This window comes from Pseudomonas xanthosomatis, assembly GCF_019139835.1.
In the GTDB taxonomy this organism is placed as follows: Bacteria; Pseudomonadota; Gammaproteobacteria; order Pseudomonadales; family Pseudomonadaceae; genus Aquipseudomonas; species Aquipseudomonas fakonensis.
The window spans coordinates 2,889,596-2,915,160 of record NZ_CP077075.1; the positions used below are offsets into that span (position 1 = coordinate 2,889,596).

General features: G+C 64.6%; 26 protein-coding genes. 11 read left to right on the forward strand and 15 right to left on the reverse strand.

Annotation, left to right across the window (positions count from 1 at the left end):
• Positions 1-120 precede the first annotated feature (120 nt).
• The 3 genes from KSS93_RS12840 to KSS93_RS12850 all read left to right on the forward strand — a co-directional run bounded on the left by KSS93_RS12840 (position 121) and on the right by KSS93_RS12850 (position 1,928).
• Positions 121-618, forward strand: a complete 498-nt coding sequence (locus KSS93_RS12840) for a PaaI family thioesterase (protein WP_217888569.1) — start codon at positions 121-123, stop codon at positions 616-618.
• Between the two features lie 66 nt (positions 619-684).
• Positions 685-1,200, forward strand: coding sequence for a GNAT family N-acetyltransferase (locus tag KSS93_RS12845; RefSeq protein WP_217888570.1), 516 nt, complete (start codon positions 685-687; stop codon positions 1,198-1,200).
• Between the two features lie 32 nt (positions 1,201-1,232).
• On the forward strand, positions 1,233-1,928 hold the full coding sequence (locus KSS93_RS12850; RefSeq protein WP_217888571.1) for a glutathione S-transferase N-terminal domain-containing protein: 696 nt from the start codon (positions 1,233-1,235) through the stop codon (positions 1,926-1,928).
• Between the two features lie 172 nt (positions 1,929-2,100).
• Here KSS93_RS12850 and KSS93_RS12855 read toward each other — a convergent pair whose 3' ends face one another.
• Complete coding sequence (locus KSS93_RS12855) at positions 2,101-3,717, reverse strand: inorganic phosphate transporter (RefSeq protein WP_217839336.1); 1,617 nt, start codon at positions 3,715-3,717, stop codon at positions 2,101-2,103.
• Between the two features lie 127 nt (positions 3,718-3,844).
• On the opposite strand from KSS93_RS12855, the gene KSS93_RS12860 reads away from it, so the two are divergent.
• The 3 genes from KSS93_RS12860 (at position 3,845) to KSS93_RS12870 (ending at position 6,144) form a co-directional block, all read left to right on the forward strand.
• Positions 3,845-4,231: a DUF488 domain-containing protein gene (locus KSS93_RS12860; RefSeq protein ID WP_217888572.1), complete on the forward strand. Its 387-nt coding sequence runs from the start codon at positions 3,845-3,847 to the stop codon at positions 4,229-4,231.
• Positions 4,221-4,685 carry a GNAT family N-acetyltransferase gene (locus tag KSS93_RS12865; RefSeq protein ID WP_217888573.1) on the forward strand — a complete coding sequence of 155 codons (465 nt, stop codon included), beginning with the start codon at positions 4,221-4,223 and terminating at the stop codon, positions 4,683-4,685. The genes KSS93_RS12860 and KSS93_RS12865 overlap by 11 nt, the downstream gene beginning before the upstream one ends.
• Before the next feature lie 211 nt (positions 4,686-4,896).
• A complete protein-coding gene (locus tag KSS93_RS12870; RefSeq protein ID WP_217884661.1) occupies positions 4,897-6,144 on the forward strand; it encodes an IS256 family transposase in 1,248 nt (415 codons plus the stop codon).
• Between the two features lie 853 nt (positions 6,145-6,997).
• Here KSS93_RS12870 and KSS93_RS12875 read toward each other — a convergent pair.
• From KSS93_RS12875 to KSS93_RS12890, 4 genes are all read right to left on the reverse strand, one after another.
• On the reverse strand, positions 6,998-9,487 hold the full coding sequence (locus KSS93_RS12875) for a TonB-dependent siderophore receptor (protein WP_217888574.1): 2,490 nt from the start codon (positions 9,485-9,487) through the stop codon (positions 6,998-7,000).
• 100 nt (positions 9,488-9,587) lie between these two features.
• Positions 9,588-10,523, reverse strand: a complete 936-nt coding sequence (locus KSS93_RS12880; RefSeq protein ID WP_217888575.1) for a FecR domain-containing protein — start codon at positions 10,521-10,523, stop codon at positions 9,588-9,590.
• Complete coding sequence (locus KSS93_RS12885) at positions 10,523-11,023, reverse strand: sigma-70 family RNA polymerase sigma factor (protein WP_217888576.1); 501 nt, start codon at positions 11,021-11,023, stop codon at positions 10,523-10,525. The genes KSS93_RS12880 and KSS93_RS12885 overlap by 1 nt, the downstream gene beginning before the upstream one ends.
• Positions 11,024-11,106: 83 nt before the next feature.
• A complete protein-coding gene (locus KSS93_RS12890; RefSeq protein WP_217888577.1) occupies positions 11,107-12,081 on the reverse strand; it encodes a D-2-hydroxyacid dehydrogenase family protein in 975 nt (324 codons plus the stop codon).
• A 143-nt stretch (positions 12,082-12,224) separates the two neighbouring features.
• On the opposite strand from KSS93_RS12890, the gene KSS93_RS12895 reads away from it, so the two are divergent.
• Entirely contained in the window at positions 12,225-12,911 is a 687-nt protein-coding gene (locus tag KSS93_RS12895; protein ID WP_217888578.1) for a helix-turn-helix domain-containing protein, read from the forward strand.
• On the opposite strand, the gene KSS93_RS12900 is transcribed toward KSS93_RS12895, so the two are convergent.
• Positions 12,894-13,775: a sterol desaturase family protein gene (locus tag KSS93_RS12900; RefSeq protein WP_217888579.1), complete on the reverse strand. Its 882-nt coding sequence runs from the start codon at positions 13,773-13,775 to the stop codon at positions 12,894-12,896. The two genes, KSS93_RS12895 and KSS93_RS12900, sit on opposite strands and share 18 nt — an antisense overlap.
• A gap of 242 nt (positions 13,776-14,017) precedes the next feature.
• Here KSS93_RS12900 and KSS93_RS12905 point away from each other — a divergent pair, with 242 nt between their 5' ends.
• Together KSS93_RS12905 and KSS93_RS12910 are read left to right on the forward strand one after the other, a co-directional pair.
• Positions 14,018-14,647 (forward strand): DUF3885 domain-containing protein, encoded by a 630-nt coding sequence (locus KSS93_RS12905; protein WP_217888580.1) that lies wholly within the window; start codon positions 14,018-14,020, stop codon positions 14,645-14,647.
• The gene (locus KSS93_RS12910; protein WP_217888581.1) at positions 14,625-14,981 is read left to right on the forward strand and encodes a hypothetical protein; all 357 of its coding nucleotides are present in this window, start codon (positions 14,625-14,627) and stop codon (positions 14,979-14,981) included. The genes KSS93_RS12905 and KSS93_RS12910 overlap by 23 nt, the downstream gene beginning before the upstream one ends.
• Positions 14,982-15,069: 88 nt before the next feature.
• Here the strand turns inward: KSS93_RS12910 and KSS93_RS12915 are convergent, their stop codons facing one another.
• From KSS93_RS12915 to KSS93_RS12940, 6 genes are all read right to left on the reverse strand, one after another.
• On the reverse strand, positions 15,070-17,520 hold the full coding sequence (locus KSS93_RS12915) for a TonB-dependent siderophore receptor (RefSeq protein WP_225917339.1): 2,451 nt from the start codon (positions 17,518-17,520) through the stop codon (positions 15,070-15,072).
• A 117-nt stretch (positions 17,521-17,637) separates the two neighbouring features.
• Entirely contained in the window at positions 17,638-18,579 is a 942-nt protein-coding gene (locus KSS93_RS12920) for a FecR domain-containing protein (RefSeq protein ID WP_217888583.1), read from the reverse strand.
• Complete coding sequence (locus KSS93_RS12925) at positions 18,579-19,085, reverse strand: sigma-70 family RNA polymerase sigma factor (RefSeq protein WP_217888584.1); 507 nt, start codon at positions 19,083-19,085, stop codon at positions 18,579-18,581. The genes KSS93_RS12920 and KSS93_RS12925 overlap by 1 nt, the downstream gene beginning before the upstream one ends.
• 69 nt (positions 19,086-19,154) lie before the next feature.
• Positions 19,155-19,460, reverse strand: a complete 306-nt coding sequence (locus KSS93_RS12930) for an I78 family peptidase inhibitor (protein WP_217888585.1) — start codon at positions 19,458-19,460, stop codon at positions 19,155-19,157.
• A 168-nt stretch (positions 19,461-19,628) separates the two neighbouring features.
• Positions 19,629-19,922, reverse strand: coding sequence for a DUF3077 domain-containing protein (locus KSS93_RS12935; protein ID WP_217888586.1), 294 nt, complete (start codon positions 19,920-19,922; stop codon positions 19,629-19,631).
• 155 nt (positions 19,923-20,077) lie between these two features.
• Positions 20,078-20,335, reverse strand: a complete 258-nt coding sequence (locus tag KSS93_RS12940; protein WP_217888587.1) for a hypothetical protein — start codon at positions 20,333-20,335, stop codon at positions 20,078-20,080.
• Between the two features lie 826 nt (positions 20,336-21,161).
• Between KSS93_RS12940 and KSS93_RS12945 the strand changes: the two genes are divergently transcribed.
• On the forward strand, positions 21,162-21,983 hold the full coding sequence (locus tag KSS93_RS12945; RefSeq protein WP_217888588.1) for an SDR family oxidoreductase: 822 nt from the start codon (positions 21,162-21,164) through the stop codon (positions 21,981-21,983).
• A gap of 84 nt (positions 21,984-22,067) precedes the next feature.
• Positions 22,068-22,424, forward strand: coding sequence for a DUF7079 family protein (locus tag KSS93_RS12950; RefSeq protein ID WP_217888589.1), 357 nt, complete (start codon positions 22,068-22,070; stop codon positions 22,422-22,424).
• A 103-nt stretch (positions 22,425-22,527) separates the two neighbouring features.
• On the opposite strand, the gene arfB is transcribed toward KSS93_RS12950, so the two are convergent.
• The 3 genes from arfB to KSS93_RS12965 all read right to left on the reverse strand — a co-directional run bounded on the left by arfB (position 22,528) and on the right by KSS93_RS12965 (position 25,000).
• Positions 22,528-22,941 (reverse strand): alternative ribosome rescue aminoacyl-tRNA hydrolase ArfB, encoded by a 414-nt coding sequence (arfB, locus tag KSS93_RS12955; protein WP_217842879.1) that lies wholly within the window; start codon positions 22,939-22,941, stop codon positions 22,528-22,530.
• Positions 22,942-23,015: 74 nt separating this feature from the next.
• A complete protein-coding gene (locus KSS93_RS12960; protein WP_217888590.1) occupies positions 23,016-24,758 on the reverse strand; it encodes an OPT family oligopeptide transporter in 1,743 nt (580 codons plus the stop codon).
• 74 nt (positions 24,759-24,832) lie between these two features.
• A complete protein-coding gene (locus tag KSS93_RS12965) occupies positions 24,833-25,000 on the reverse strand; it encodes a zinc-binding dehydrogenase (RefSeq protein WP_217888725.1) in 168 nt (55 codons plus the stop codon).
• Between the last annotated feature and the right edge of the window lie 565 nt (positions 25,001-25,565).

Genomic DNA, 25,565 nt, shown 5'->3' on the forward strand with positions numbered 1-25,565 from the left:
TTAGGTTTGTTAATTAATGCTGCGGTAGTTGGTGTGTTTGGCCAGGTGTTCACGAATGCCGTTTGCGCCGCTACGATCCCCCTCAGCATCCTGCCAATTCCAACAAGCAAAAGGGCGCCCATGACCGAACACGCGTTTTCCCTGCAACAGCTCGCTGCCCCCGATGGCACCTGCTATGGCTGCGGCTGCGCCCACCCCAGCGGCCTGCACCTGAACAGCCACTGGGACGCCGATGGCATCCACCTGCTGTGCAGGCACAGCCCCGACCCGGCCTTCATCGGTTGGCCGGGCCTTGTGTACGGCGGCCTGCTGGCCATGCTGGTGGACTGCCACTCCAACTGGACCGCCATGGCCCACCACTACCGCGCCGAAGGCCGCGAGCCCGGCAGCCTGCCGCGCATCGACTGCGTCACCGGCCAGCTTGGCCTTAACTACCTCAAGCCCACGCCCATGGGCGTCGAGCTGCTGCTCAAGGCGCGGGTGGAAGGGGAGGTGGGGCGCAAGACCCGGGTCATCTGCGAAGTCTGGGCCGGCGATGTGCTCACCGTCAGCGCCGATTCGGTATTCGTGCGGGTCGATACCGAACGGCTCAAGCAACAGGCCCACGGCGCTGCCTGAGCCTTGCACCAGCAGGGTGGGGCTGGCATTGTCGGGCAACACCCGGATGCCCGACAGGACGTTGCCATGCCCTACCAGATTCGCCCGGCCCGCCACGCCGACTGTGCTGCCCTGAGCCAGGTTGGCCAGGCCACCTTTGCCCTGGCCAGCCCGCCCGACAGCGCCCCTGCCGCGCTGCAGCACTACATCGCCCATCACCTGCAAGCCGAGCATTTCCAGCAGCACCTGCTGCACCCGCACAAGCGCCTGCTGGTAGTGGAGCAGGGCGGCCAGGTGCTGGGCTACAGCATGCTCGACCTGGCTCCGGGCGAACTGGGCATCGCCGCCGCCGATCACCTGGTGGAAATCTCCCGCTGCTACGTGCTGCCGGTCGCCCACGGCCAGGGCGCGGCGCAGCAGTTGCTGGAGGCCACCCTGGCGCGCACCCACGGCGCGGTACGCCTGACTGTCAACGAACTTAACGCCCGGGCCATCCGCTTCTACCAGCGCAACGGTTTTGCCAAAGTGGGCGAGGCGGTCTTCCCATGCGGTGACGAACGGCACTGCGACTGGGTGATGGTCAGGGCGCCCGCTGGTGCGTAACGTTGAAACCCTTCTACTGCCAAGGCATGCCCATGAACGATCTGTCTGCTTTCCCGATTACCCGCAAATGGCCGGCGCAGCACCCTGAGCGGCTGCAGTTGTATTCACTGGCCACCCCCAACGGGGTCAAGGTGTCGATCCTGCTCGAGGAACTTGGCCTGCCCTATGAGGTGCACAAGGTCAGCTTCGACAGCGACGACCAGCTCAGCCCGGAGTTCATCTCGCTCAGCGCCAACAACAAGATCCCGGCCATCCTCGACCCCGATGGCCCGGGCGGCCAGCCGCTGGCGCTGTTCGAGTCCGGGGCGATTTTGCAGTACCTGGCCGAGAAGAGCGGCAAGCTTCTCAGCCATGATCCGGCCCAGCGTTATCAGACCCTGCAGTGGCTGATGTTCCAGATGGGCGGCGTCGGGCCGATGTTCGGCCAGGTGGGCTTCTTCCACTTCTTCGCCGGCAAGGAGTACGAGGACAAGCGCCCGCGTGACCGCTATGTGAACGAGTCCAAGCGTTTGCTCGGCGTGCTGGACCGGCACCTGAAGGGGCGTGAGTGGATGGTCGATGCGTACAGCATCGCCGATATCGCCATCTTCCCCTGGGTACGCAACCTGGTGGAGCGCTACAACGCCCGCGAGTTGGTGGGTTTTGATGAGTTCAAGGAAGTGCAGCGGGTGCTGGCGCGGTTTCTCGAGCGCCCGGCGGTGCAGCGTGGGTTGAAGATCCCGGGGTGAGCGCTTGAGCAAAAACGCAGGTCAGCACTTTGTAGGAGCGGCCTTGTGCCGCGAAAGGGCTGCGCAGCAGCCCCGGCAAAATGTGCAGTGACACCGAAATCCAGGGGGCGCTTCGCGCCCCTTTCGCGGCACAAGGCCGCTCTTACAGGGTATTTGCAGCGCTTTGTGCGGGTCAGAACACCTGGTTCAACACCCAGTACAAACACCCCGCCAGCAACATCGCCGCCGGCAAGGTCAGCACCCAGGCCATCAGCAGGTTGATCAGCGTACGCCGCTGCAGCCCTGAGCCTGTGGCGACCATGGTGCCGGCCACCCCCGAGCTGAGCACATGGGTGGTGGACACCGGCAACCCGAACATGTCCGCCGCACCAATGGTGCACATCGCCACCACCTCTGCCGAGGCGCCCTGGGCATAGCTCAGGTGGGTCTTGCCGATCTTCTCGCCCACCGTCACCACGATGCGCTTCCAGCCGACCATGGTCCCCAGCCCGAGGGCGATGGCCACCGCCACCTTGACCCACAGCGGGATGTAGCGGGTGGCATCGTCCAGCTGGCGCTTGAACAGTTGCACGTGGTTGGCGGTGTCGGCGTCGAAGGCTACCAGCTTGTGCTTGTCGAGCAGGCGGATCACTTCGCTGGTCAAGTACATGTCGTTGCGCACGTTGGCCATGGCTTCGGCCGGTACACGCTTGAGCGAGCCGTAGCCCTTGACCTCTTCACCGATCATGCCGGTCAGCGCGGCCAGGGCCGGTACCAGCTCGGGGCTGGCCTTGGGTTCGTTGATGAAGGCGGTCAGGGTTTGGCGCGGGTCAGCCACTGCCGGTTGCGGTGCGCTGCGCACCAGGGCCTGGCGGGTCACTTCGGCCACCGCCGAGAACTGCAGGGCCTGCTCGTTGGGCATGGTCTTGTTCAGGGCGTAGGCCATCGGCAGGGTGCCGACCAGGATCAGCATGATCAGCCCCATGCCCTTTTGCCCGTCGTTGGAGCCATGGGCGAACGACACCCCGGTGCAGGTGAGGATCAGCACCCCGCGAATCCACCAAGGCGGCGGGGTCTGCCCCTCAGGGGCTTGGTACAGCTCGCGACGTTTGACCAGTGCGCGCAGGGCCAGCAGCAGCAGGGCGGCGCAGGCGAAGCCGATCAGTGGCGAGAACAGCAGGGCATAGCCCACCTTGCTGGCCTGGCCCCAGTCCACCCCGCTGGTGCCGTCGCGCCCGTGCATCAGGGCGTTGGCCACGCCCACGCCGATGATCGAGCCGATCAGTGTGTGCGATGAAGAGGCCGGTAGCCCCAGCCACCAGGTGCCAAGGTTCCAGATGATCGCCGCCAGCAGCAGCGAGAACACCATGGCGAAGCCCGCCGTGGAGCCCACTTGCAGAATCAGCTCCACCGGCAGCAGGGCGATGATGCCAAACGCCACCGCGCCGCTGGAAAGCAGCACGCCGAGGAAGTTGCACAGGCCCGACCACACCACCGCCACCGGTGCCGGCAACGAGTGGGTGTAGATGACCGTGGCCACGGCGTTGGCGGTGTCGTGGAAGCCGTTGACGAACTCAAAGCCCAGGGCGATCAGCAATGCCAGGCCCAGCAGCAGAAAGGGTGTGACCGTGGTGACGAGGGTGCCACTGGCGCTGACGTCCTGCTTGAGGCTGTAGAAGGTGTAGGCCAGGCCCGCCAGCAGCAGGCCGAAGAACAGCACCAGGGTGGCGCGGCCGGGGCGCTGAGACAGGTGCGGGCGGGAGTCGCGCGGGGTCAGGGCATCCTGTCTGACCATCGATGGCGTTGTCATGGGGGCTCCGAGGCATCGACGCTTTGGGGAGGTCTCCAATCCTAGAAACAATTCGTTACCAAGGCGTGACCTCGGTCAACGGAACTCCTAGTCTAGAAGGCACCTCCCGATTGCCAAGCGAGTCAGCATGATCTACTGCAAGCGCGTCTACGAATCAGTGGCCCCCGGTGATGGCCAGCGGGTGCTGGTGGATCGGTTATGGCCGCGTAACAAACGCAAGCAAGACCTGCACGGGCAGTGGCTGCGCGAGGTGGCGCCATCCGACGAGCTGCGCAAGGCGTTGCATGCCGGCGAGTTGGATTTTGCCGTTTTCACGCACCGTTATCGGCAGGAGTTGGCTGCTCATCCTGAGCATTGGTACCCGTTGCTGGACCTTGCGCAGCAGGGCGACCTGACGTTGCTGTACGCCGGCAAGGATACCGAGCACAACAATGCCCGGGTGCTGGCTGACTGGCTGGAGGACGAACTGCTGCGGCGCGGGCCGGGCAGTTCGCCGGTGTGCTATGCCCCTTGAATTGATTGCTGCCAGCGATGCCCACCTGACCTTCGCCCGCGACCTGACCCGGCGCGCCATGCTGCCTTATTACCGCGAGTTCGACCTGTTGTGGATCGAGGAGGCCTTCGATGAAGCCTGGGGCTGGCGCGAGCAATGGCTGGTGGTGGAGCAGGGTGAGGTACTGGGTTTTTGTAGCCTGAGCCAGGACCGCAAGGCGTTGTTCATTCGCGAGTTGCATCTTTTGCCGGAGCACCGTGGGCGAGGTGTGGGGGGCTGGGTGTTGGAGCAGTTGGCGGGGTGGGCGCGGGCCCGGCATCTGCCTTTACTGCGCTTGATGGTGTTTCGCAGTAACCCTGCGCGGAGGCTTTATGGGCGGCATGGGTTTGTGGATATGGGGGAGGATGAGTGTTTTGTACGGATGCAGCGGTGTGTGGATGAGGGGGGCGGTAGGGGGTGGCTTGCCGGTGATTAGGCTCTTGCGGGTGGTGTGTATCTTGTGGTGTTTGGTTTGGTTTGGTTGGTTTGGTTGGTTTTGAAAGTTGTATGCGCATTCATTATTTGTAGTGACGCTTATTCACCTTTCCGCCCTTACGGCGGGTTACTTTTTTTCGTGGAAAAAAGTAACCAAAAAGAGGGTGTCAGAAATTTTGTGTTCGGGCATAACATGAGTAAGAGGTGCATGTATGCCAACCAAAAAGAAACCCCTGCGTGACCTGCCCCAAATCCCCAAAGAGCTGCTAGAGCAGTTCGGTGAGGGCCTGATGACTGCCGAAGCTATCGAGGATGCCTCTGCGGCGTTCAAGAAGGCCCTGATCGAACGCGCCCTGAGTGCCGAGCTGGGCCATCACCTGGGTTATCCGCCGGGCGCGCAGCGCCCAGAGGATGAAACCAATCAACGTAACGGCAAGAGTGGCAAGACTGTTTTAACCGGGGACGGCCCATTGCGGCTGGATATCCCCCGTGACCGAGACGGCAGTTTTGCGCCCATTCTGATTCCCAAGCATGAGCGGCGTTACACCGGTTTCGATGACAAGATCATCGCCATGTATGCACGTGGGATGACGGTCAGAGAGATCCGCGCCTTTTTGTCCGAGCAGTACGGGACGGATGTTTCACCCGATTTCATCAGCTCTGTGACCGCCGAGGTCATGGAAGAAATCGGCGCGTGGCAGCAGCGGCCGCTTGAGCCTATGTACCCGGTCATTTTCTTTGATGCATTGCGGGTGAAGATCCGTGAGGAAGGCCTGGTGCGCAACAAGGCCATTTACCTGGCGCTGGGCGTTCTGCCGGACGGGACGCGCGATATCTTGGGCATCTGGATTGAGAACACCGAGGGTGCGAAGTTCTGGATGAAGGTGTTCAACGACCTCAAGACGCGAGGTGTCGACGATGTCCTTATTGCCGTGACCGATGGTCTTAAAGGCATGCCAGAGGCCCTCAGCGCAGTGTTTCCAGAGACGACGCTACAGACGTGCATCGTCCACCTGATCCGCAACAGCCTGGACTTTGCAGCCTGGGACAAGCGGCGGGCACTGGCCAAGGCGCTCAAGCCGATCTACCAGGCCATCAATGCCGAAGCGGCTGAGCAGGCGCTCGATGAGTTTGAAAGTGGGCCTTGGGGCAAGCAATATCCAACGGTCGTTGCGGCCTGGAGACGCGCTTGGGATCGAGTGATCCCCTTCTTTGTCTTCCCGCCGGCCATCCGGAAAGTGATTTACACCACCAATGCCATCGAAAGCATCAATGCCCAGCTGCGCAAGATCATCAAGACCCGGGGTCATTTCCCGAACGATGAAGCAGCCACCAAGCTGATCTGGCTGGGTCTGAGAAACATCACGGCGAACTGGGGCTCAGCGGCGCATGATTGGAAAAGTGCGATGAATCAATTCGCGATTTTGTACGGGGATCGATTCATCAGGCCAACCTGGTGAAAATCAGGGCCTGCTTGACGGCAGGCCGCTACCGGCCCGCACACAAAAAAACTGACACTCCCGTATTCATTATCTTTATTGACGCTTATTCACCTTTCCGCCCTTACGGCGGGTAACTTTTTGAGGGATCAAAAAGTCACCAAAAAATCCACGCTCCATTCATACGGCCCCTGCGCTTCGCTCCGGGGTTCCCTCACTCCGGGCTTGCTCCGGGGGTACGCGCCGACGGGCCGTCCCTGGCCCGATCGGCGCTCGACCGGCATCCATGCCGGTCGCCCCCCTACGCAATCCCTGCGTTCGGCCTCCTGAAGTCGCGAAGTTAGTGGCGGCGCCTATGAGTACGCAGCTCGGTCGCTAGTTGCCACCGTGGGACCTCAGGATTTAATCGCGGGGTAAGCCCGCTTCCACGCCGGCCGCGTAGTTACTGTGGGAGCTTGCCCCGCGATGGCGTTAGAACAAACAACACATCAATAACAATCAAACAAACATCCCAACTCTTGATCTTGATCTTGCTTCTAAGTGCGCGGTAGTTCAGACAACACAAATCGCGACTTCAGGAGGCCGAGCGTAGGGCTTGCGTAGGAGGGCGACCGGCATGGATGCCGGTCGAGCGCCGATCGGGCCAGGGACGGCCCGTCGGCGCGTACCTCCGGAGCAAGCCCGGAGCGAGGGAACCCCCGAAGCGCAGCGTAGGGGGCCGGATGATGGGAGCAGGGCGGCTTTGGTTACTTTGGCCGCGACCAAAGTAACCCGCCGTAAGGGCGGAAAGGTGACGAAAAGCCGCTATCGTCAATGAATGCGCATACATCTCCAAAAGCGATCACCAGAAGCCCCGAACCCGAACCCGAACCCCTCAGAAATCCCCTCTAAGCGTCAACATGAAATTCCGCGGCTCGCCGTAATAGTTCCCCCACCCCGTAGCCCCAATCGTCGCGTAATACTTCTTGTCCAACAGGTTGTTGCCGTTAAGCGCCAGGCTCCAGTGCTCATCCAACCGGTACTGCACCCGCCCACTCCACAACGTATACCCCGCCTGCTCGATCCGCAGGTCGCCCTGGCGCCGGTAGTTGTCGCTCTGGCTGCTCACCCCCGCCCCGACGGTCCAGCGCTCCAGGGCGCCACCCAGCTGGTAATCCCCCCACACCTTGAGCATGTGTCGCGGAATGAAGCTTGAGCTGAAGGTCAGCTCGGTCGGGTCGCTGGCCTCGATGGTGCTCAGGTACTTGGTCTGGGTATAGGTGTAGCCCGCCAGCAGTTGCAGGCGCTCGAGCGGCGAGCCGCTTACCTCGGCCTCGAAACCCTGGGCGCGGACCTTGCCGTTGTCGGTGTAGCAGTACTGGTCGCCCGAGCCCTTGCAGGTGCCGATATAGTCGGTCTCGGCACGGTGCTCTTCGGTGGTGCGGAACAGGTTGAACGCAGTATTGAGCCCGCCGTCGAACAGCTCACCCTTGATACCCAGCTCGTAGCTGGCGCCGGTCTTGGGCTGCAGCGCCTGGCCCTGGGCATTCACCAGGTTGCTCTGGGGCTGGAAGATGTCGGCGTAGCTGGCGTAGGCAGTCCACTGCTCGTTCAGGTCGTACAGCACGGCAGCGAACGGCGTCACCTGGCCGTTCTCCTGGCTGCGGTTGCGCACCCAGTAGTCCCAGCGCTGGGTGTAGGAGTCGCTTTCGTTGCGGTACCAACTCACCCGGGTGCCCAGCACCAGCGTCAGCGGCTCGGCCAGCTTCAGGCGCAGGTTGGCGTAGGTGCCGAACTGGCGGGTGGTGGAGTCGGTGGGCACGGCGCCGCCACGGGTGGGGTCGAGCAGAAACTCATCCTTGGACGGGTGCGGGAAGCTGGGCGAGGGGTCGAACGGGTTCTGGGTGCCGCTCAAGGCCATCAGCGCGAAGTAGTCGTGGGTCTTCTGGTGGCTGGCGTTGGCGCCGACGATCAGCTCATGCTCAAGGCCGAAGGCGCGGAATTTGCCATCGACGTAGGTATCGAAGCCGTAGTCGGTCTGGTCGTAGTCAAAACGCCCGGCATAGCGGCCCATGCTCGCGGTGCTGGCACCCACCGGCACCGCACCTTCGGCATAGCCGTACTCGATGTTCTGGTTGTTGTGGGTGTAGACCGAGGCGAAGTTCAGCGTCCAGTCATCGTTGAAGCGATGCTTGAGGTCGGCAAAACCTGTGATGCGCTGGCTCTGCAGGTCGTTCCAGCTGGCGCCCAGGCAGGTGGAGCGCGACAGCTTGAGGTCGCTGCCGTCGGCGTAACGCGGCAGGCCGTGGTAGCAGGGCGAGGCATCGACGTCTTCATAGGCCAGGCCCACACCCACGGTGGTGTCGGGGGTCATGTCCCAGTCCAGGGCGCCGTACAGCACCTGGTCCTGGCGCTTGGCGTTGTCGTAGAAGTATTGGCGGTCCTGCAGGGTCGCCACGGCGCGCCCGCGCACGCTGCCCGATTCGTTCAACGGCCCGCCCACATCGACCTGGCCGCGGTAGTTGTCCCAGCTGCCGGCCGACAGCGTCACGCTGGTGCGGGCCTTGTCCTGGCCACGCTTGCGCACGAAGTTGACGCCGCCTGCCGATGAACCCGAGCCCTTCATCATGCCGGCCGCGCCCTTGAGGATCTCCACCCGGTCATAGAACGCCATGTCGCTGGAAAAACTGTTGGCCTGCACGTAGTTGCCGCCCACGTCCAGCGGCACGCCGTCGTACTGGTACTGGCCGTCGAGGTTGAAGCCGCGCGAGTAGAAGTACTTGCCGCCCATGGGCGAGTCATACACGGTGATGCCCGGGGTCTTGTCCAGCACCTGCTCGAGGGTGTTGAGGTTCTGGTCGTCGAGCATCTTGCGGGTCATGACCGTGACCGCCTGGGGCGTCTCTTTCAGGGTGTGCACGCCCTTGCCGATGGTCACCGCTCGGGCCGCATAGGACTGGCTGCCCTCGCTGGTGGCGTCGAGGCGGCTGCCCTCGATGTTCAGCGGCCCCAGCTCCATCGCCGCACCATTGGCGGCCGGCACCAGCACATAACCACCGTTGCCCTGGCGCTGGGCTTGCAGGCCGCTGCCGGCCAGCAGCCGCAGCAGGCCTTCATCGACGCTGTAGCTGCCGTCCAGGCCCGGGCTGTTGAGGTTGCGCGCTTGGGCGGTGTCGAACGAAACGGTCACCCCGGCCTGCACGCCGAACTGGGTGATGGCATTGCCCAAGGGGCCTGCGGGCACGTGGTAGGCGGTCATTCCCTGGGCCATGGCCTGGGCGGGCAGCAGCAGGGCGCCGGGCATGCTGGCGAGGGACAGGCCGAACGCCGCCAGGCGGATGGCCTGGCGCAAGTGGGCGGTGGGGCGGGGGCGAACGTGGGGCATCGAGTGATCCTTGCGTGTCATGGCAGAAAGTCGCTGTCGTCGCGGCTTGTGTCAGGGACGGGCGAGAATCTAAATCAGCAAGATTGGCGTTAAAAAACTTTCAGGCAGGCTCCACGCTCACCCAGTAACGGCTCAGGTAGCGCACGCTCACCGGCAGGGTTTTTGGCAGGTTGGCCAGGGCGATGTCGGTGTCGTCGACGCTGAATGCACCGGAAATGCTCAAGGCCCGAACCTGCGGCGCGCAACGCAACACCCCTGGCCGGTAGCGCGCCAGCTCGTCGATGAAATCGCCCAGACGCCAGTCATTGACGCTGAGCATGCCCATGCGCCAGGCGGTGCTGTCTTCGGGCAGGGGGCGGGCGGGCCCGAACTGCTCGGCATCGAAGCTGGCCTGCTGCCCGGCCTCCAGGCGCAGCACCCGGCCAAGGTGGTGTTGCGGGCGAATCTCCACTGCCGACTGCAGCACGCCGACGCGGGTTTGCGCGGGCAACTGGCGCACGCTGAACGCGGTGCCCAGGGCGCGTACGCTGCCGTTGCCAGTGTGCACGATGAACGGGCGCCGGGCCGGGTCGGCGGCGGTCTTGATGAACACTTCGCCCTGGTACAGCGCGATGGCCCGCAGCGTAGCGTCGTACTGCACATCCAGCGCGGTGCCGACGTTCAATTCGAGCTGCGTGCCATCGGCCAACTGCAAGCTGCGGCGCTCGCCGGAGCCGGTGCGCTGCTGGGCCATCAGCGCCTGCAAGGGCAGCCGTTCGGCCGCCAACCAGCCACTGCCGCCCAGCGTCAGCAGCAGGCCCAACACCTTGAGCACCTCGCGGCGCTTGGTTTGGGCAGCCCCCAGGCTGCGCAGGGCGGCCTGGGGCGGCACCAGGGCCCATTGCTGCTGGAGCTGTTCCACCCGGGCCCAGGCGGCGGCATGCTGCGGGCTGGCCGCCAGCCACTGGCGCCAGGCCTGGGTGCGCGAAGCGCTGGCAGTCCCGTCGTTGAGCTCGACGTACCAGGTGGCGGCGGCTTCGAGGGTGTTCAGGTCCATCAGTGTTCGGCCACCAGCAGGCAGCGGGTCATGGCGCGCACCAGGTGGTTTTTCACCGTGGTCACCGACACCCCGAAGCGCTCGGCCACCGCCGCGTAGGGCAGGCCCTCCAGTTGCACGGCAAGGAAGATGTCGCGGGTGCGCGGGCCCAGTTCATCGAGCAGCGCATCGACCGCCACCAGCATTTCGATGATCGACAGGCGCACTTCGGGGGATACCTCCACCGGTTCCGGGCGCAAGGCCAGGGCTTGCAGGTAGGCCTGCTCGATGGTGCGCCGGCGCACCTTGTCGATCAAAAGCGCACGGGCGATGGCGCTGAGGTAGCTGCGCGGCTCGCGGATAGGCACTTGGCTGCGCGCGGTCATTACCCGCACGAAGGTGTCCTGGGCCAGGTCGGCGGCATCGGCGGTATTGCCCAGCCGTGCGCGCAGCCAGCTCTTCAGCCAGCCGTTGTTTTCGCTGTACAGCTGGTGGAGCGAGGCTTGGTCGAGCGCCGACATGCAGGCAATCCGTGATGTGAATGGGAATTGCTCGCATTGTTGCGGGGTGATGGTTGGATTGCAAGTGCCGCAGGATCAGCGCCTCAGCGTTTACCCAGCGCCTGCGGGTTGGCCACATTCACTGGCGAGCCGTTGAAAAACGCCAGCACATTGTCGAACGCATCGCCGAAATACAGCTCGTAGCCGTTTTTCTCCACATAGCCCAGATGCGGCGTGCTCAGCACCCGCGGGTGGCGCAGCAGCGGGTGGTTGGGGTCGAGCAGCGGCTCCTGCTCGAACACATCCACCGCGGCAAACCCCGGCCTGCCGGCATCCAGCGCCTGCAGCAAGGCGCCCGGTGCAATCAGCTCGGCGCGGCTGACGTTGACCAGCAGGGCGTCGGGTTTCATCTGCCCAAGGTCCGCCAGGGTCACGCCATGCCGGGTGCTGTCGGCCAGGCGCAGGTTCAGGCTGAGGATATCCGCCTCGGCAAAGAACGCCTCGCGCGACGCCGCCGCGCGGTGCCCGTCTGCTTGCGCTGCAGCGCGGCTGGCCTCGCTGCCCCACACCAGCACCGGCATGTCGAAGGCCTGGGCATAGCGTGCCAGGCGCTGGCCGATCTTGCCGTAGCCCCACACCCCCAGCACCTGGCCGGCCAGGGCCTGGCCCATGTTCACCTGCCACTGGCCCTGGCGAAATGCATCGATGGCCGGCACCAGCTGGCGGCGGGCGTTGAGTATCAGCGCCCAGGCAAGCTCCGCCGGCGCCACCGGCGAGCCGCGGCCTTCGGTTACCACCACGCCTTGCGCGGTGCAGGCGGCCAGGTCGAGGTGGCCGGCGACCTTGCCGGTCTGGCTGATCAGCTTGAGCTTGGGCAGGCGTTCGAGCAGGGCGGCGTCGATGCGCGTGCGCTCGCGGGTGAGCACCAGGGCATCGGCGTCGGCGAAGCGTTCGGCCAGTTCGTCCAGCGAGGCGGGCTTGGCCTGGTGCAGTACCGTGACTTCGTGGCCGGCCAGGCGGGTGAAGCAGTCGAGGGTGCGGATCACGTGCTGGTAGTCGTCGGGGATGACAATGCGCATGGGGCTGGCCTGGGGCTTGAGGGGGTTGGGGGACGATAGCGCAGGAGGGGATGGGTTTGCGAGGCGCGCGCATTGGGGCCCAGCAATGACAGCCTGCCCCCCGGCCGCTACCATCCCAGCCGCAACCCGGGAAAGGAACACCCATGAACCACCTGCCCACCCAAAGCTGGCAAGGCGAAATCTGGCTTGGCGATGACCACTGCCTGCTGCTGGGCAGCGTGGCCCGCACCGCCCCCCACGAGCACTACGCCCACCAGGTGCTGATCGGCCTCGACGGCCCGGTCGAAGTGGCCCTGGGCGAGCAGCACCAGCGCGGGCCGCTGCTGCTGATCCCGTCCCGCCAGCTCCACGCCATCCTCAGCGACGGCGCACGCTGCCTGACCCTGTTCGCCGAACCGCTGGCCTTCGACCTTGGCGAGCTGGCCCAGGCCTGCGAGCTGGCCGGCAACCACCCCCAGCACCTGGCCGAGCAGCTGCAAAATTGGCCACGCCGCCCGCTACCCCCGCGCCTGGCCAGTGCCCTGCAGCGCATTCGCAAACTGGACGAACAAAGGCTCTCAGCCCGAGAGCTGGCAAGCACGGCGGCCCTGTCGATCAGCCAGCTCGAACGCCTGTTCAGCGGCACCCTCAAGCTGTCGGTGCGGCGCATGGTGCTGTGGCAGCGCCTGCGCATCGGCATCCAGCTGGCCCTGGGCGGCGCCAGCCTGACCGACGCCGCCGTGGCTGCAGGTTTTGCCGACTCGGCGCACTTCAGCCGCAGCGTGCGCCGCCAGTTCGGCCTGAGCCCCGGCAGCGCCCTGCGCAACCTGCGTTTACGTACGCTCGGCTAGCGCCTGCTGCAAGGCCGCCGGCAGCACTGCGGGCGAGTGCGCCGAGGCGCCGCTGAACGGCTCGCGCAACTGCGCCAGGTACCCTTGCGGATAATCCGGCCGGTCACCGATGCCCATGTCTTTGTCCGCCAGGGCATAGCCCGGCAGGTGCAGGGCGGTACCCAGCAAGCGGTCCCACAGCGGGAAGAACAAGGCGAAGTTCACGTTCCCGGCGGTGCCGTACTTGAGGTGGTGCAGGCGGTGCACCGGCGCCCAGGCGAACACATGGCGCAGCCAGCCGATGCGCATGTCCACGTTGCTGTGTTGCAGCAACAGCTGGGTCGACACGCTGAACGCAAGCAGCAGCGCCACCTCCACCGGCAGCCCGAGCAGCAGCAGGGGCAGGGTGCCGCCCAGGGTCTCGAGCATCTGGTGCAGGGGGTGTTTCATCAGGCCGTTGAAGCCGTACATGCGCGTTACGCTGTGGTGCACCGCATGCAGGCGCCACAGCAACGCGCTGCGGTGGCTGGCGTAGTGCACCAGGGTGATGCCCAGGTCGGCCAGGGCGATTGCCACCAGCAACTGCAGCGCCAGCGGCCAGTGGGCGGGCCACAGGCCGAGGTTTGGCAGCCAGGCCGCCAGCAGCGGCACGCTGGCCACACTGGCGATGGTCAGGCCCTCGTTGACCAGTGCATGGCACACATCGCGCGGGCCATCACCGGCAGGTTGGTTCCAGGCGGGCTTGTAGGGCATCAGCTGTTCGCAGGCCAGTGACAGCAATACCGCGCAGGCCAGCAGCAGTATCAGCCAGGCGGGGTCGTGGGCCAGTGACAGGGCGGTGCCGATGAAGCCGAAGAAGAACAATGGGGCGTATAGCGTGCGCATGGGCAGCTCCTTGCGGTTGGGGCTGCCAGTGTTGGCGGAGGGATGGGGTGGGTGCTTGAACGAACGGCGCAAGCAGGTTGGCTTGCCTGTACGTGGGAGCGGGCTTGCACCGCGATCACCGGCAACGCCGGTGCCATTCATGCGGTGGCCAGGCCCTTTCGCGGGTCACCGTGGCGCCAAGCCTACGGGGAAGGCATGCTACTCATGCCTCACCGCACCTTATAGACGCAAGGAAAGCACCTTTGACCCTCAAGCAAGACATTTTCAACACCTTCGGGCCGAGCATTTTCGAAAGGCCGGTGTTTTATTCGCAACCCGGCGGCCTGCGCTTCGAACTGTCGGAGCAGGGCAGTGCAATCGAGCTGTTCCTGCAGGCAATACGCAAGGCCACGGTGGTCTGCCGTAGCCTGTTTTACGGTGCAGAACCGCTGGTAGTGTGCCTGCAACTGCACAGCAATCAGCGTGGTGATTTTCGTCGTATCTACAGGGCACTTGATAGCGCTGGAATCCGCATTCCGGCGCAGCGCGAGTCATGGAGCGAGAAGACCCACCCGGACGACTGGTTTAGCGAGGATGAGCCTGAATACCAGTTGTACTTGGCGTTCGAAGCCCCGCTTTCGCTACTCGAACCGTTGCTGTGGTGCGCCTTGGCCAGCGACTTTCAAGCCATTCGACCGAAGCCGCGGTGTGCTTTCTTCCTGTTCAACCTGAACAAACGCCTTATGGTTTACCCCTACGATGATCGCGGCATGGATGTGGTAGGGCCCGGGCGCGCGGCGCTGGGTGAGCTTTACGAGGCGCATCGGGGCTGGCTGCTGGATTACGACCGGGAGGCCATGGATGCGACATTTGCGCCCGCCGCAGGCGGATGACTGGTCATCTGTAGAGGCTGAGCATTTGCCGGTCGCCCCCACTTTGACGGTGTCGGGTTGTGCGCTGTTTGGCCTGTACGATGCACTGAGGCTGATCGATTACTGTGAGCGTAATGACATCGGCATTCTCGGTTTTGACGGGTTCGTGATCGAAGGTGGCAAAAGGCGCCCTGACCTTGGCTCCATAGCGGACTTTTCAACGTTGCTCAGTGACAAGGCGTTTGTAAAAGAGTCCGCGCAATTGGGCCGATGTGTGATAGGCATGTTGGAAAACAAGGATATTGTTCTTGAGTTCGTATTGGCCAGGCACGACGGCGACGTAGCAGGCGCATAGCTGCCAGCGATAGGGCCAGCAGCCTTGGTGCAAATCCGTGTCTGCAGGCCCGGCCCCGCCAGGCAGCACCTGACGGGGCCAGCCACCCTCAGAAATCCGCCCGCAGGGTCACCGTGTAGTTGCGTGGGTCGCCGTAGTAGTTGGCGGCATGCAACCAGCCGATGCTGGAGTAGTACTTCTTGTCGAACAGGTTGTTGCCGTTCAACGCCACGCTGAAGTTCTCGTTGATCTGGTACGCCAACCGCGCGTTCCAGATGGCGTAGCCGGCCTGCTCGATCTTGCCCACGCCGTCGGTGCCGCCGAAGTTGTTGTGGTAGTTGCGGCTTTGCACGTTGGCGCCGCCTCCCACGGTCCATTGCTGGTAGTCGCCGGGCAGGTTGTAGTCGGCCCACACGCGCAGCAGGTGGCGCGGGGTAAAGGTGTTGAACGCGGCGCCGCCGGCAGATTCGCCATCGCCCGGGTCATTCAGGTACTCGGTGTGGGTGTAGGTGTAGCCGGCAAACAGTTGCAGCCCGGCCAGCACTTCGCCGCTGACCTCGGCGTCGAAGCCGCGGGTGCGCACCTTGCCGCCGTCCACGTAGCAGTTGGTGTCGCAGGCGCTGTTGCCGTTGTACTGCGCGCGGTTTTGCTGGTCGACCTGGAACAGCGCCAACGTGGTATTGACCCGGCCGTCCAGCAGCTCGCCCTTCAGGCCCATCTCGTAGTTGGCGCCCTCGATGGGCTTGAGGGTGCTGTTCTCTTCGGTCAGCTCGGTCTGCGGCTTGAAGATGTCGGCGTAGCTGGCATAGGCCGACCACTGCTCGTTCAGCGCGTAGATCAACCCGCCATAGGGGGTGAACTCGCCGCTGCTGCGCGCATGCGCCGGGGTGGGGGAGTCGGCGTTGAAGCGCTGCAGCGCATAGTCGTACTTGTAGTTGCTGGTGCGCCCGCCCAGCACCAGGGTCAGCGGGTCGGTGAGTTTGTAGCGCACCACGCCGTACAGGCCGTCCTGGCGGATCTTGCCGTGGGAGGTGCCGGCGTAGGTGGTGCCCAGCAGCTGGTCCATGGTCGGGCGCTGGGGCGAGACCGGGTCGTAGATGTTCATCGGGCCGAGGTTGAGCATGCCGCCCTGCAGGTCGTCGGTCTTAAGGTCGCTGGCGTTGGCGCCCACCACCACCTCGTGCTCGCGGCCGAAGGCGCGCCACTTGCCGGTGAGGTTGACGTCGGCGGCCTTGGTGATGTTCTCGAAGTCGTACAGGTAGGCGCGCGAGCGCATGCCGTCGCCGGTGGCAGGGTCTACGGCGCCGCGGCCGAAGCTGTAGAGGATGTAGTTGGTTTCGCGCAGGTAGGTGCCGGAGGCCTTCAGGCGCCAGTCGGCGTTGAAGTCGTGGGTGATGTCGGCGAAGTAGCTGGTCTGCTTGTTGTCCCACTTGTTCCAGTCGGCGCCGGTGTAGGTGGAGCGGCCCACGTTCAGCGAGCTGCCGTCCTTGTTGCGCGGCAGGCCGCTGAAAAACGGCGTGGAGTGCAGGTCTTCGACGCTGGCGCCGGCGGCCACGGTGGTGGCGTCGTTGATCTGGTATTCGAGCATGCCGTACAGCACGTTCTTGCGGCTGTCGGCGGTGTCGTAGAAGTAGTCCTGGCTTTCGTGGGCGGCCACCATGCGCCCGCGCAGGGCGCCGTCGGCGCTCAGCGGGGCGCTGGCGTCGAGGGTCTGGCGGTAGCTGTCCCAGGAGCCGGCGCTGGCGGTCACCGACAACGCGGGCTCGGCCTTGGGCCGCTTGCGCACCAGGTTCACCGCGGCGCCCGGGTTGCCGCTGCCTTGCAGCAGGCCGTTGGCGCCGCGCAGCACCTCGACGCGGTCGTACAGCAGGGTGTCGGCGGTGAAGCTGCTGCCGATGGCGTAGTAGCGCCGGTCCATCGGCACGCCGTCGTACTGGATGGTCTCCACCTCGAAGCCGCGCGAGTAGATGTACTTGCCGCCGGACGGGCTCTGCAGGGTGGTGATGCCGGTGGTTTTCTCCAGCACTTTGTCGAGGGTGTCCAGGCGCTGGTCGTCCATGGCCTTGCGGGTGACCACGCTGACCGACTGCGGGATATCTTTCAGGCGGTGGGTGGACTTGCCGATGGTCACGGCGTTGGCGGTATAGCTGCCGGAGCCTTCGGTTGTGGCCTGGTCTTGCTGGCCGGTGATGTTCAGCGGCTCCAGGTTCAGTGCCGTGCCGCCGTCGGCAGTGTTCAGCGGCAGGGGCTCCAGGCCGTACACCTGGCCCCCGCGCGGGACGGCGCGCAGGCCGCTGCCGGCCAGCAGCAGGGCAAAGCCTTCGTCGATGCCGTACTGCCCGTGCAGCCCTGGGCTGGCAAGGCCGCGGGTAAGCTCTGAGGTGTACTGCAGGGTGACGCCGCCTTCACTGGCAAAGCGCGCCAGCACCTGGGCCAGGTTGCCGGCGGCGATGCTGTAGGCCTGCGGGGCCTGCACGGGGGCGGCGCTGGCGCCGGCAGCATAGCCTTGCAGGGCGATGGCCAGGGCGCTCAGGGCGAGCAGTTGACGGGGTTTGCCCATGGCGCGAACGCTGCGGCGGGCCGGTGAAGAGGCGCGGATCATTGAACGGTTGTCCCTATGTTTGTGGCAGTTCCACAGCTAAGGACTGATGAGGCGAAAAAACGGGCCAATTGATTTTCAACGGGCGCTCACGGTGACCCAGTAGCGGGTGCGGTAGTCCACCTGCACCGGCAAGGTGGCGGGCAGGGCGGCCAGGATTGCGTCGGTGTCGCGCAGCTGGAACGCGCCGCTGATCAGCAGCCGTTGCACATCGCCCTGGGCGCGCAGCCAGCCCGGCCGGTAGCGGCCGAGTTCGGCGAGGAATTCGCCCAGGGGCATTTCGTCGACTACCAACTGGCCCTGGGTCCATTGCAGGTCCTGTTCGCGGGCAGCGCTCAGCGGGCCTTGGCCGTGGGCGTCGAAACTCAGCTGTTGGCCGGCCTCGAGGGTGTGTTCGGGGCCCTGCAACGGCGTTACCCGCACGGCACCTTCGTACACGGCCAACTGCGTGCGGGCGTCGCGCTGGCGCACTACAAAGCGGGTGCCCAAGGCCTGCAGCGTGCCTTGCGCGGTGGCCACCCGCAGCGGGCGGTGCCAGGGGTGGCCGGCATCGGCGCCGCTGTCGATGAGCACTTCGCCGTGGCGCAGGGTAATCAGGCGTTGCTGCTGGTCGAAGTCCACCGCCACGGCGGTGTCGGTGTTCAGCTCCAGCACCGTGCCATCGGCCAGGGTCAGGCGCTGGTGCTGGCCGACGGCGGTGTCGTAGGCCTGCTGCGGTGCCAGCTGGCGGTAGCCGGCGTAGCCCAGCGGGGCGAGGATGGCCAGGGCCAGCAGTTGCTTGAGCACCTGGCGCCGCTCGCGGTGCAGGGTGCCCATGGCCAGGCGCGGCGGCAGCAGGCCCAGTTGCTCCTGCACCCGCCGGGCCTTCTGCCAGGCCCGTTCGTGCTCGGGCGCGGCGGCGCGCCAGCGGCTGCAGGCGGCCTGCTGCGCCGGGCTGAGGCCGTCATCGAGCATGAGCATGTGCCAGTGCGCAGCCTGGCGCGCCACCTCGGCGCTGATGCGCGGTTGCTCGCCAGCCATCAGCAGTCGTCGTCGAACAGGATGCAGGCCTGCAGCGCACTGGCCATGTGGCGCTTGACCGTGCGCTCGCCGATGCCCAGCCGGGCGGCCACCTGCACGTAGGTCAGGCCCTCCAGTTGCACCAGCAGAAACACCGAACGCACCACCGGCTTGAAGCTGTCGAGCATAGCGTCCAGTTGCTGCAGGGTTTCACGCATGGCCCACAGTTCTTCGGCCGACAGCGCGAACAGCTCGGGCAACTGGGCCAGCAGCTCCAGGTAGGCGCGCTCCAGCGACTGGCGGCGAAAGTGGTCGTACACCAGGCGCCGGCCAACCGTGGCCAGGTACGCCCGCGGTTGCTGCAGGGCAAGGCCCAGGCCGGTTTTGCGCTGGGCCTGGAGAATGCGCACGAAGGTGTCCTGGGCCAGGTCCGCGGCCTGCGCCGAACAGCCCAGCCGGTGGTACAGCCACTGCTTCAGCCAGCTGTTGTGTTCGGCGTAGACCTGGCTCAGCTCATCAACGATCACGGCTATCCCTCCGGTGCGAGGAGCGCACCTTAAGTGATAACGATTATCAAATCAATTGGTGTCGGGAGACTACTCGCACCACAGCTCGGCGATGCGTTGCTGCGCGTCGACGGCCAGCGTCAGGCGCTGGTTGACCATGCCCAGGTCGCGCAGGCCGCTCACCCGCACCACCCGTACGCTGCTGGCCCCGGAGCGGGCCAGGGCCTGGGCCTTGGTGTCGGCGTTGAGTTTTTCGCCGATCAGGCTGTGCGCGGCGGCGGCGGAGCAATTGCGTGAGTACTGGCCGCTTTTGGGCCTGGCATCGTCTTTGGCCTGGGCGAAGGTTGTGGCGGCGGGCAGCAGGGCGAGGGCGAGCAGCAGGCAGCGGCGGTCCATGGCGTTGGGTGTCCTGAAAATGGATGAGACAGGGTTAGCGGCAAGACGTTTCAGGGCGATGGATTTTCAGTATTCGACCCTGCAGCCGCGCTCCCTCTGTAGGAGCCGGCTTGCCGGCGATAGGGCCGGGCCTGAAACCCCGGATGCAAGCCAGAACCTGCGGGCCCTTCAGGCCTTGGCGTTTTTGTGCATGCCCATATGCGCATCATCCATCAGCGCCTTGGCCATTTCGCTCAGGTAATGCGAGGCCCAGACCAGCACCGGTTCGTCGTCCATCACGCCGATGTAAGAGGCGCGGCGGGCGCTGGCGAGCAGGATGGAGGCTTGCTCCATGGCATGGTCGGCGCAGTTGCCGGGGATGACCTGGAACAGCCGCTGGCCTTCGACGGCACCGTCCATGCAGGTGGCGCTGCCGACGGTCCAGCCGAGTTTGCCGAGCAGGGTGGGGGAGGTGGTGTCCATGGGAAGTCCGTTTGGTTTGTATGCCGAGTTGGGGTTGGGGCGCAGGGCAGCGTGGGAGCGGGCTTGCCCGCGATCACCGGCGGTGCCGGTGCCATGCAGCCGCGTTTGCAGGCCAGGCCCTATCGCGGGCAAGCCCGCTCCTACAGGTACAGCGCCTAATGCAGCGTGTAAGGCTGCCGGCGCTGCCCTAGCTGCACCTGCGCCAAGGCACACTCCACCAGTTGGCGCGTGGCTTTCAGCTCATGCATCACTGCCAGCAGCATGATCGAAGCCGGGGACTTGGGCAGGAAGGTGATGGACTGTTGGCCGACGGCCATGCCGCACATGGCGTATTCGAGGGCTTCGACCAGGGTGTCTTCGAGGTATTGAGGGGTATTTGACGTGTGGGGTGGATCGGGGACGATCTTGAGCATGGCGTGGACTCTCTAGTTGCGCTGATCGGACCGCATCCATTCACTTGCAGGTGAAGGGTGGCGGCTACGTACGGGCCTGCAAGACCGGGGCAACTAGAGAAAAGCCCGGCTGGCCCGAAGGCCACCCGTACGCAGCCACCATGAAGCACAGCCAGGCGCAATGAGCCAATAGCTGGGGTGGTACTGGTTCTAGTTGTCCCGCACGGGCTTGCAGACCCGGCCGCTGAATTTGCAGCGGCCCGGCGAGACTAGACCTCAGATCGATGGCGCAACAGGGGGTGAAGCATGCTTGGGAAACGCCCTACATGGAATAGGGAAAGTCGGATGATTTTTTTGTAGGACTGGGCGGGTAGCTGTGGTCCTTTTCGTATATCCGCCAGGTTTTCAGATCAGTCCGTCTGACGGCTATACAGCAAAACCTGCCCTGACGCTGCCGGCGCGCAACGCCGCTACAAGCTTGACAACATCCCGCAAGTTACCTGCAATGACCGGCGTTTCAGCGCCGATACAAGGAACCTGTCATGGCCAGGACGCCATCTTCAGCTTGGGGCAATCTGCCTCGGCTTGTGGTTTTTACACCACTGGGCCTATGCCTGCTCTACATCCCTCTCAAGGTGTTTGCGTCAGGGCTGCCAGGTGTTCGCCGAGAGCCTTTTGGCGCCTATGAGATCGAGCGCCGCCCGCGCGGCGCTCGATCTCATAGGCGCTGCAAGGGTTGTGGCAAGCACCTGGCAGCCCTGACGCAATTACCTTGAATGGGATAGGCCCCTGGGCGGGCCGGGCTGAGCCATCACTCAATGCATCACTGACACAGGCAGGGGGTTACATGGGCAATAGACTTTCTTGCAAAACCGCCGTCATCACCGGTGCAGCCCAAGGCATTGGCGCCGCGATTGCACAACGCTTCGTAGGCGAAGGCTGCTACGTCTACCTCACCGATATCAACGACGAACTCGGGGCCACGTTCGCCGCCTCCCTGGGGGAGCAGGCCTGCTACCTGCACCTGGACGTGCGCTGCGAAGCCGATTGGCAGCGCGTGATCGCCCATGTGCTGAATGAACGCGGTAGCTTGGACGTGCTGGTGAACAACGCAGGCATCACTGGTTTCGAGCAGGGCATGCTTGAGCATGACCCCGAACACGCCCGGCTGGAGGACTGGCGCGCGGTGCACCAGACCAACCTGGACGGTGTGTTCCTGGGCTGCAAGTACGCCATTGGCGCCATGCGCCCTGCGGGGGCCGGGGCCATCATCAACCTGTCTTCCCGCTCTGGCCTGGTGGGCATCCCCGGTGCTGCCGCCTATGCGTCGTCCAAGGCTGCGGTGCGCAACCACACCAAGACCGTGGCGCTTTACTGCGCCGAGCAAGGGTTGAACATCCGTTGCAACTCCATTCACCCGGCGGCCATCCTGACCCCCATGTGGGAGCCCATGCTGGGTACCGGGCCGGAGCGTCAGGCGCGCATGGCTGCGCTGGTTCGCGATACGCCTTTGCGGCGTTTCGGCATGCCGGACGAAGTGGCTGCTCTGGCGGTGTTGCTGGCTTCGGAGGAGGCCGCGTACATGACCGGGAGTGAGTTCAATATTGACGGTGGGTTGTTGGCCGGGTCGGCTGCGACGCCAGTTGTAGAGGGCGACGGTGCAAGCTAGTGCGGCGCATTGAATACAGCAATTTGATATGGCCGGCGGCGCTGTAGCGCCCTTGCAGGATGAAGAATTGGAGGCGTTTTCGCATTGAGATATCTGCTGAGTGAACCGAAGCTGACGGCCGTCAGAGCGGCACTTTCGGAACCCTTCAACGATTTTCCGACTGATTACGACTACCTGGCGTCTGAGCTCGAAGGCGTCGATCCGGAGGTGTTGTATGAAATATTTTTCTCCGAAGTCGCCCCGGTGTGTTTTACCAATATTGCAGCAGTCGTGCCCACCGTCTGGACGGGGTTTGACCCTGACTCACTCAGGGTGGCCATCGAGGCAAGGTTGAAGGCGCGCGAGAGCAGTTGGTTGCGCAGGCAGTTTGATAGGCTCTTGATTATTTGGTTGAGGTATCACTATCGCTACCTCTGGAGGGAGATAGTTAGCAGGCTGTGAGATTGACTGCCAGGTGTTTCAATTCAAGCAATGAATGTATGTAGTTTGCCTGGCGCAAATGAGCTCAGTGCCGACAGTGAGCTGTAGTTGACGGTGACGCCGACTAAAAATCCACCTTCCCCCGCCCCGCCTTGACTGTGCTGCGCCTGGCTTTGCCTTCAAGGCGCCGGGTCTTCGAGCCAAGTGTCGGCTTGGTCGGCCGGCGCTTTTTCTCGGTTTTGCCGGCACTAAGGATCAACTCGGCTAGCCGCGCCAGTGCATCAGCGCGGTTCTGCTCCTGGGTGCGGTACTGCTGGGCCTTGATGATCAACACGCCGTCGCCGGTAATGCGGCTGTCCCGCAGCGCCAGCAGCCGCTCCTTGTAAAACTCCGGCAGTGACGAGGCGGGGATGTCGAAGCGCAGGTGCACGGCGCTGGACACCTTGTTGACGTTCTGCCCGCCGGCGCCTTGCGCGCGGATGTAGGTCAGTTCGATGTCGGCATCCGGCAGATGCACGTTGTTGGAGATGATCAGCATGGTGAGGCCCTTGAGGTTGCCCCGGCATTATCTCAGCCTTTGCCGCTAGCCCACAGAACAAAAACGACCGGCCCCTACAGCGCCCGCAGCATCGCCCAGAACGACGCCCCCACGCCCATGATGCTCTCACCGGCAATCAACCCCGCCGCCGCGGTAATCGCAAAGCGCTCGGCCAGCCCCGGCCACCGGCAACTGGCCAGCCAGGTGACCAGCGCCCCCAGCCCCATCATGCTGCTGATCGACGCCGGCAAGATGAACGCCAGCCCCAGCGCCGCAGTACTCGGCAGCCAGCGCGCCGCCCGTTGTGGCAGCAGGCTGTCCAGCGCGCCCAGCAGCACGCCGGCAGCGCTGCCGGCGGCAATCGCCCAGCGCAGCTCCGGTGCCAGCGCCCCCAGCCCCTGGGTCAGGGTTTGCGCCACGGCCTTCCAGGTGGCCACGGCCGGTGCCGGCCACTGTTGGGTGAGCAGCAGGGCCTTCGGGTCGGGGATCAGCATCAGGTACACCAGCACGCCGACCACACTGCCAATCAGGATGCCGATGCATTGCGCAGCCAGCTGCTTGTGCGGCGTGGCGCCAATCGCCAGGCCAACCTTGAAGTCGTTCATCAGGTCGGTGGACTGCCCGGCCGCGCCGCCTGCGGTGTTGGCGCTCATCAGGTTGATGGCCACCTGGCCTGGGGCAATCAAGCCAAAGCTCAGTTGCGACAGCTTGCCGATGGCGCCAATCGGCGCAATGCCGGTGGCGCCGACCACACGCGCGGCGACCACCGCCAGGCACACCGCCAGCGGGATGCTCAACAGCGCCATCCACCCGTCGATACCGAACAGCAGCACCTGCAGGGTGACGACCAGCGTGATGGCCAGCAGCAGCCCTGCAGCAGGCCACGGGGTAAAGCGCAGCCTGGCGCGGGCTGTTTGCCTGGCCGGCCTTCCGGGCACTTGCCACAGGCGTACCAGCAACGAGGTGAGGGTAGCGCAGACCATCAAGCTCACCCCCGGCCATAGCAGCCACTCCACCAAGGCTGCGAACTGCGGCCCGCTGGCGTTCGGCGCAAGCACCACCCAGCCATGCCCGATCAACCAGGGCGCCAGCCCGCCCCATGCCAGCGCGGCACCAAACAGCAGGGTCAGGCCCACCCGAATGCCGATGATGCCGCCGAAGCCGATCAGCATCAGCGACGGGTCGAGGGTGAAGGTCAGGCGCTCCAGCGCAGGCGTGGGTGCCCAACGGGGTATCGCCCAGGCGAACACGTCGACCCACTTCACCAGCGCCGACAACAGCGCGGCGCTGCACAGCACCTTGATCCGCACCACGGCTTCACGCCCTTGGTTGTAGATTTGCTGCAGGGTCTCCAGGGTGGCCATGCCTTCGGGGAATTTCAGGCCATGGTCGTTGAGCAGGGCCGGGCGCAGGTACCAGGCAATCCAGATGCCTAAAAAGCTCACCGAGAACACCCAGGCCATCATCGGCAGCGGGTCCAGCTGGTGACCGGTGAGCAGGGTGTAGGCGGGGATGGGCGCCACCAGCCCGCCGGACACGATGGAGGCCGCGGCCGAAGCCACGGTCTGGTTGATGTTGCTTTCGTGCAGTGTCCACCCAGGCCGGTCGCTGGTGCGCCGCGCCAGCCCCTGCCACAGGGCGAAGCCGACCAGCAGGGCGATGATCGACATGTTGAACGACCAGCCGATCTTCAGCCCCGCGTAAACGTTCGAGGGTGTCAGCAGGATGCCGAGCACAGCGCCGGTAAGCACCGCCCGCGGGCTCAGTTCACGTTCTACGCGAACCCCGGGCAGGGCGGGGGAGGGAGCGTGGGCCATGGCAATCCTTGGTCGGTTGTGCAAGCGCGGTCTGAACAACTGAGCCTTGAGCACCGCGAAGGTTCATTGGCTGCTCAGGCTCCAGGTGTGCTTACCTGAATCACCAGGTTGCCGAAGTGGTTGGCACTGCGCAGGTGTTCAAAGGCTTCTTCGGCCTTTTCGAAGGGGTAGACCGCATCGATCACGGGCTTTAGCGAGACCTGCGTGAGGGCCTGCAGGGTAGATGCCGGGCCGACATAAATGCTCTCCCGCTGCGTTCCTGCGCACGTCGTGGGGGCAACCGGCTTGTGTTGCTTGTCCGGGCCCCATCGCCGGCAGGCTGGCTCCTACAGGTACAGCGCAGGCCTGAGGCGGACGTGATTCCTGTAGGAGCGGGCTTGCCCGCGAACACGGGCGTAGCCCGTGCCAGACGGCTCCATTTGCCGGGCTGGCCAATTCGCGAGGCAAGCCCGCTCCCATAGAAGAAACTACAACTCATTGAATTAACACGGTCTCTGTGGGAAGCGGCCTCGTGTCGCGATGGGCTGCGAAGCGGCCCCAAGGCCTCGGCCTCATGCCGCATTGCCGGGGCTGCTGCGCAGCCCATCGCGACACGAGGCCGCTTCCCACGGGGGCCGTGGCGCATCTGCGAGATCAGTTCTCTGCGCGACAGCGCAGCACGAAAGGGCTGGGTGATCTCCTGCAAAGGGCACTGGCCGTCGTCGATACTGATTCATGGCACCCACCGGCCTGCGAAGAACCAGCCACAGCCCTCAGCGCGGCGAGCCTTACTTGCCTCAGTAACATCCAGTCCTTTTCGGTCGTTGC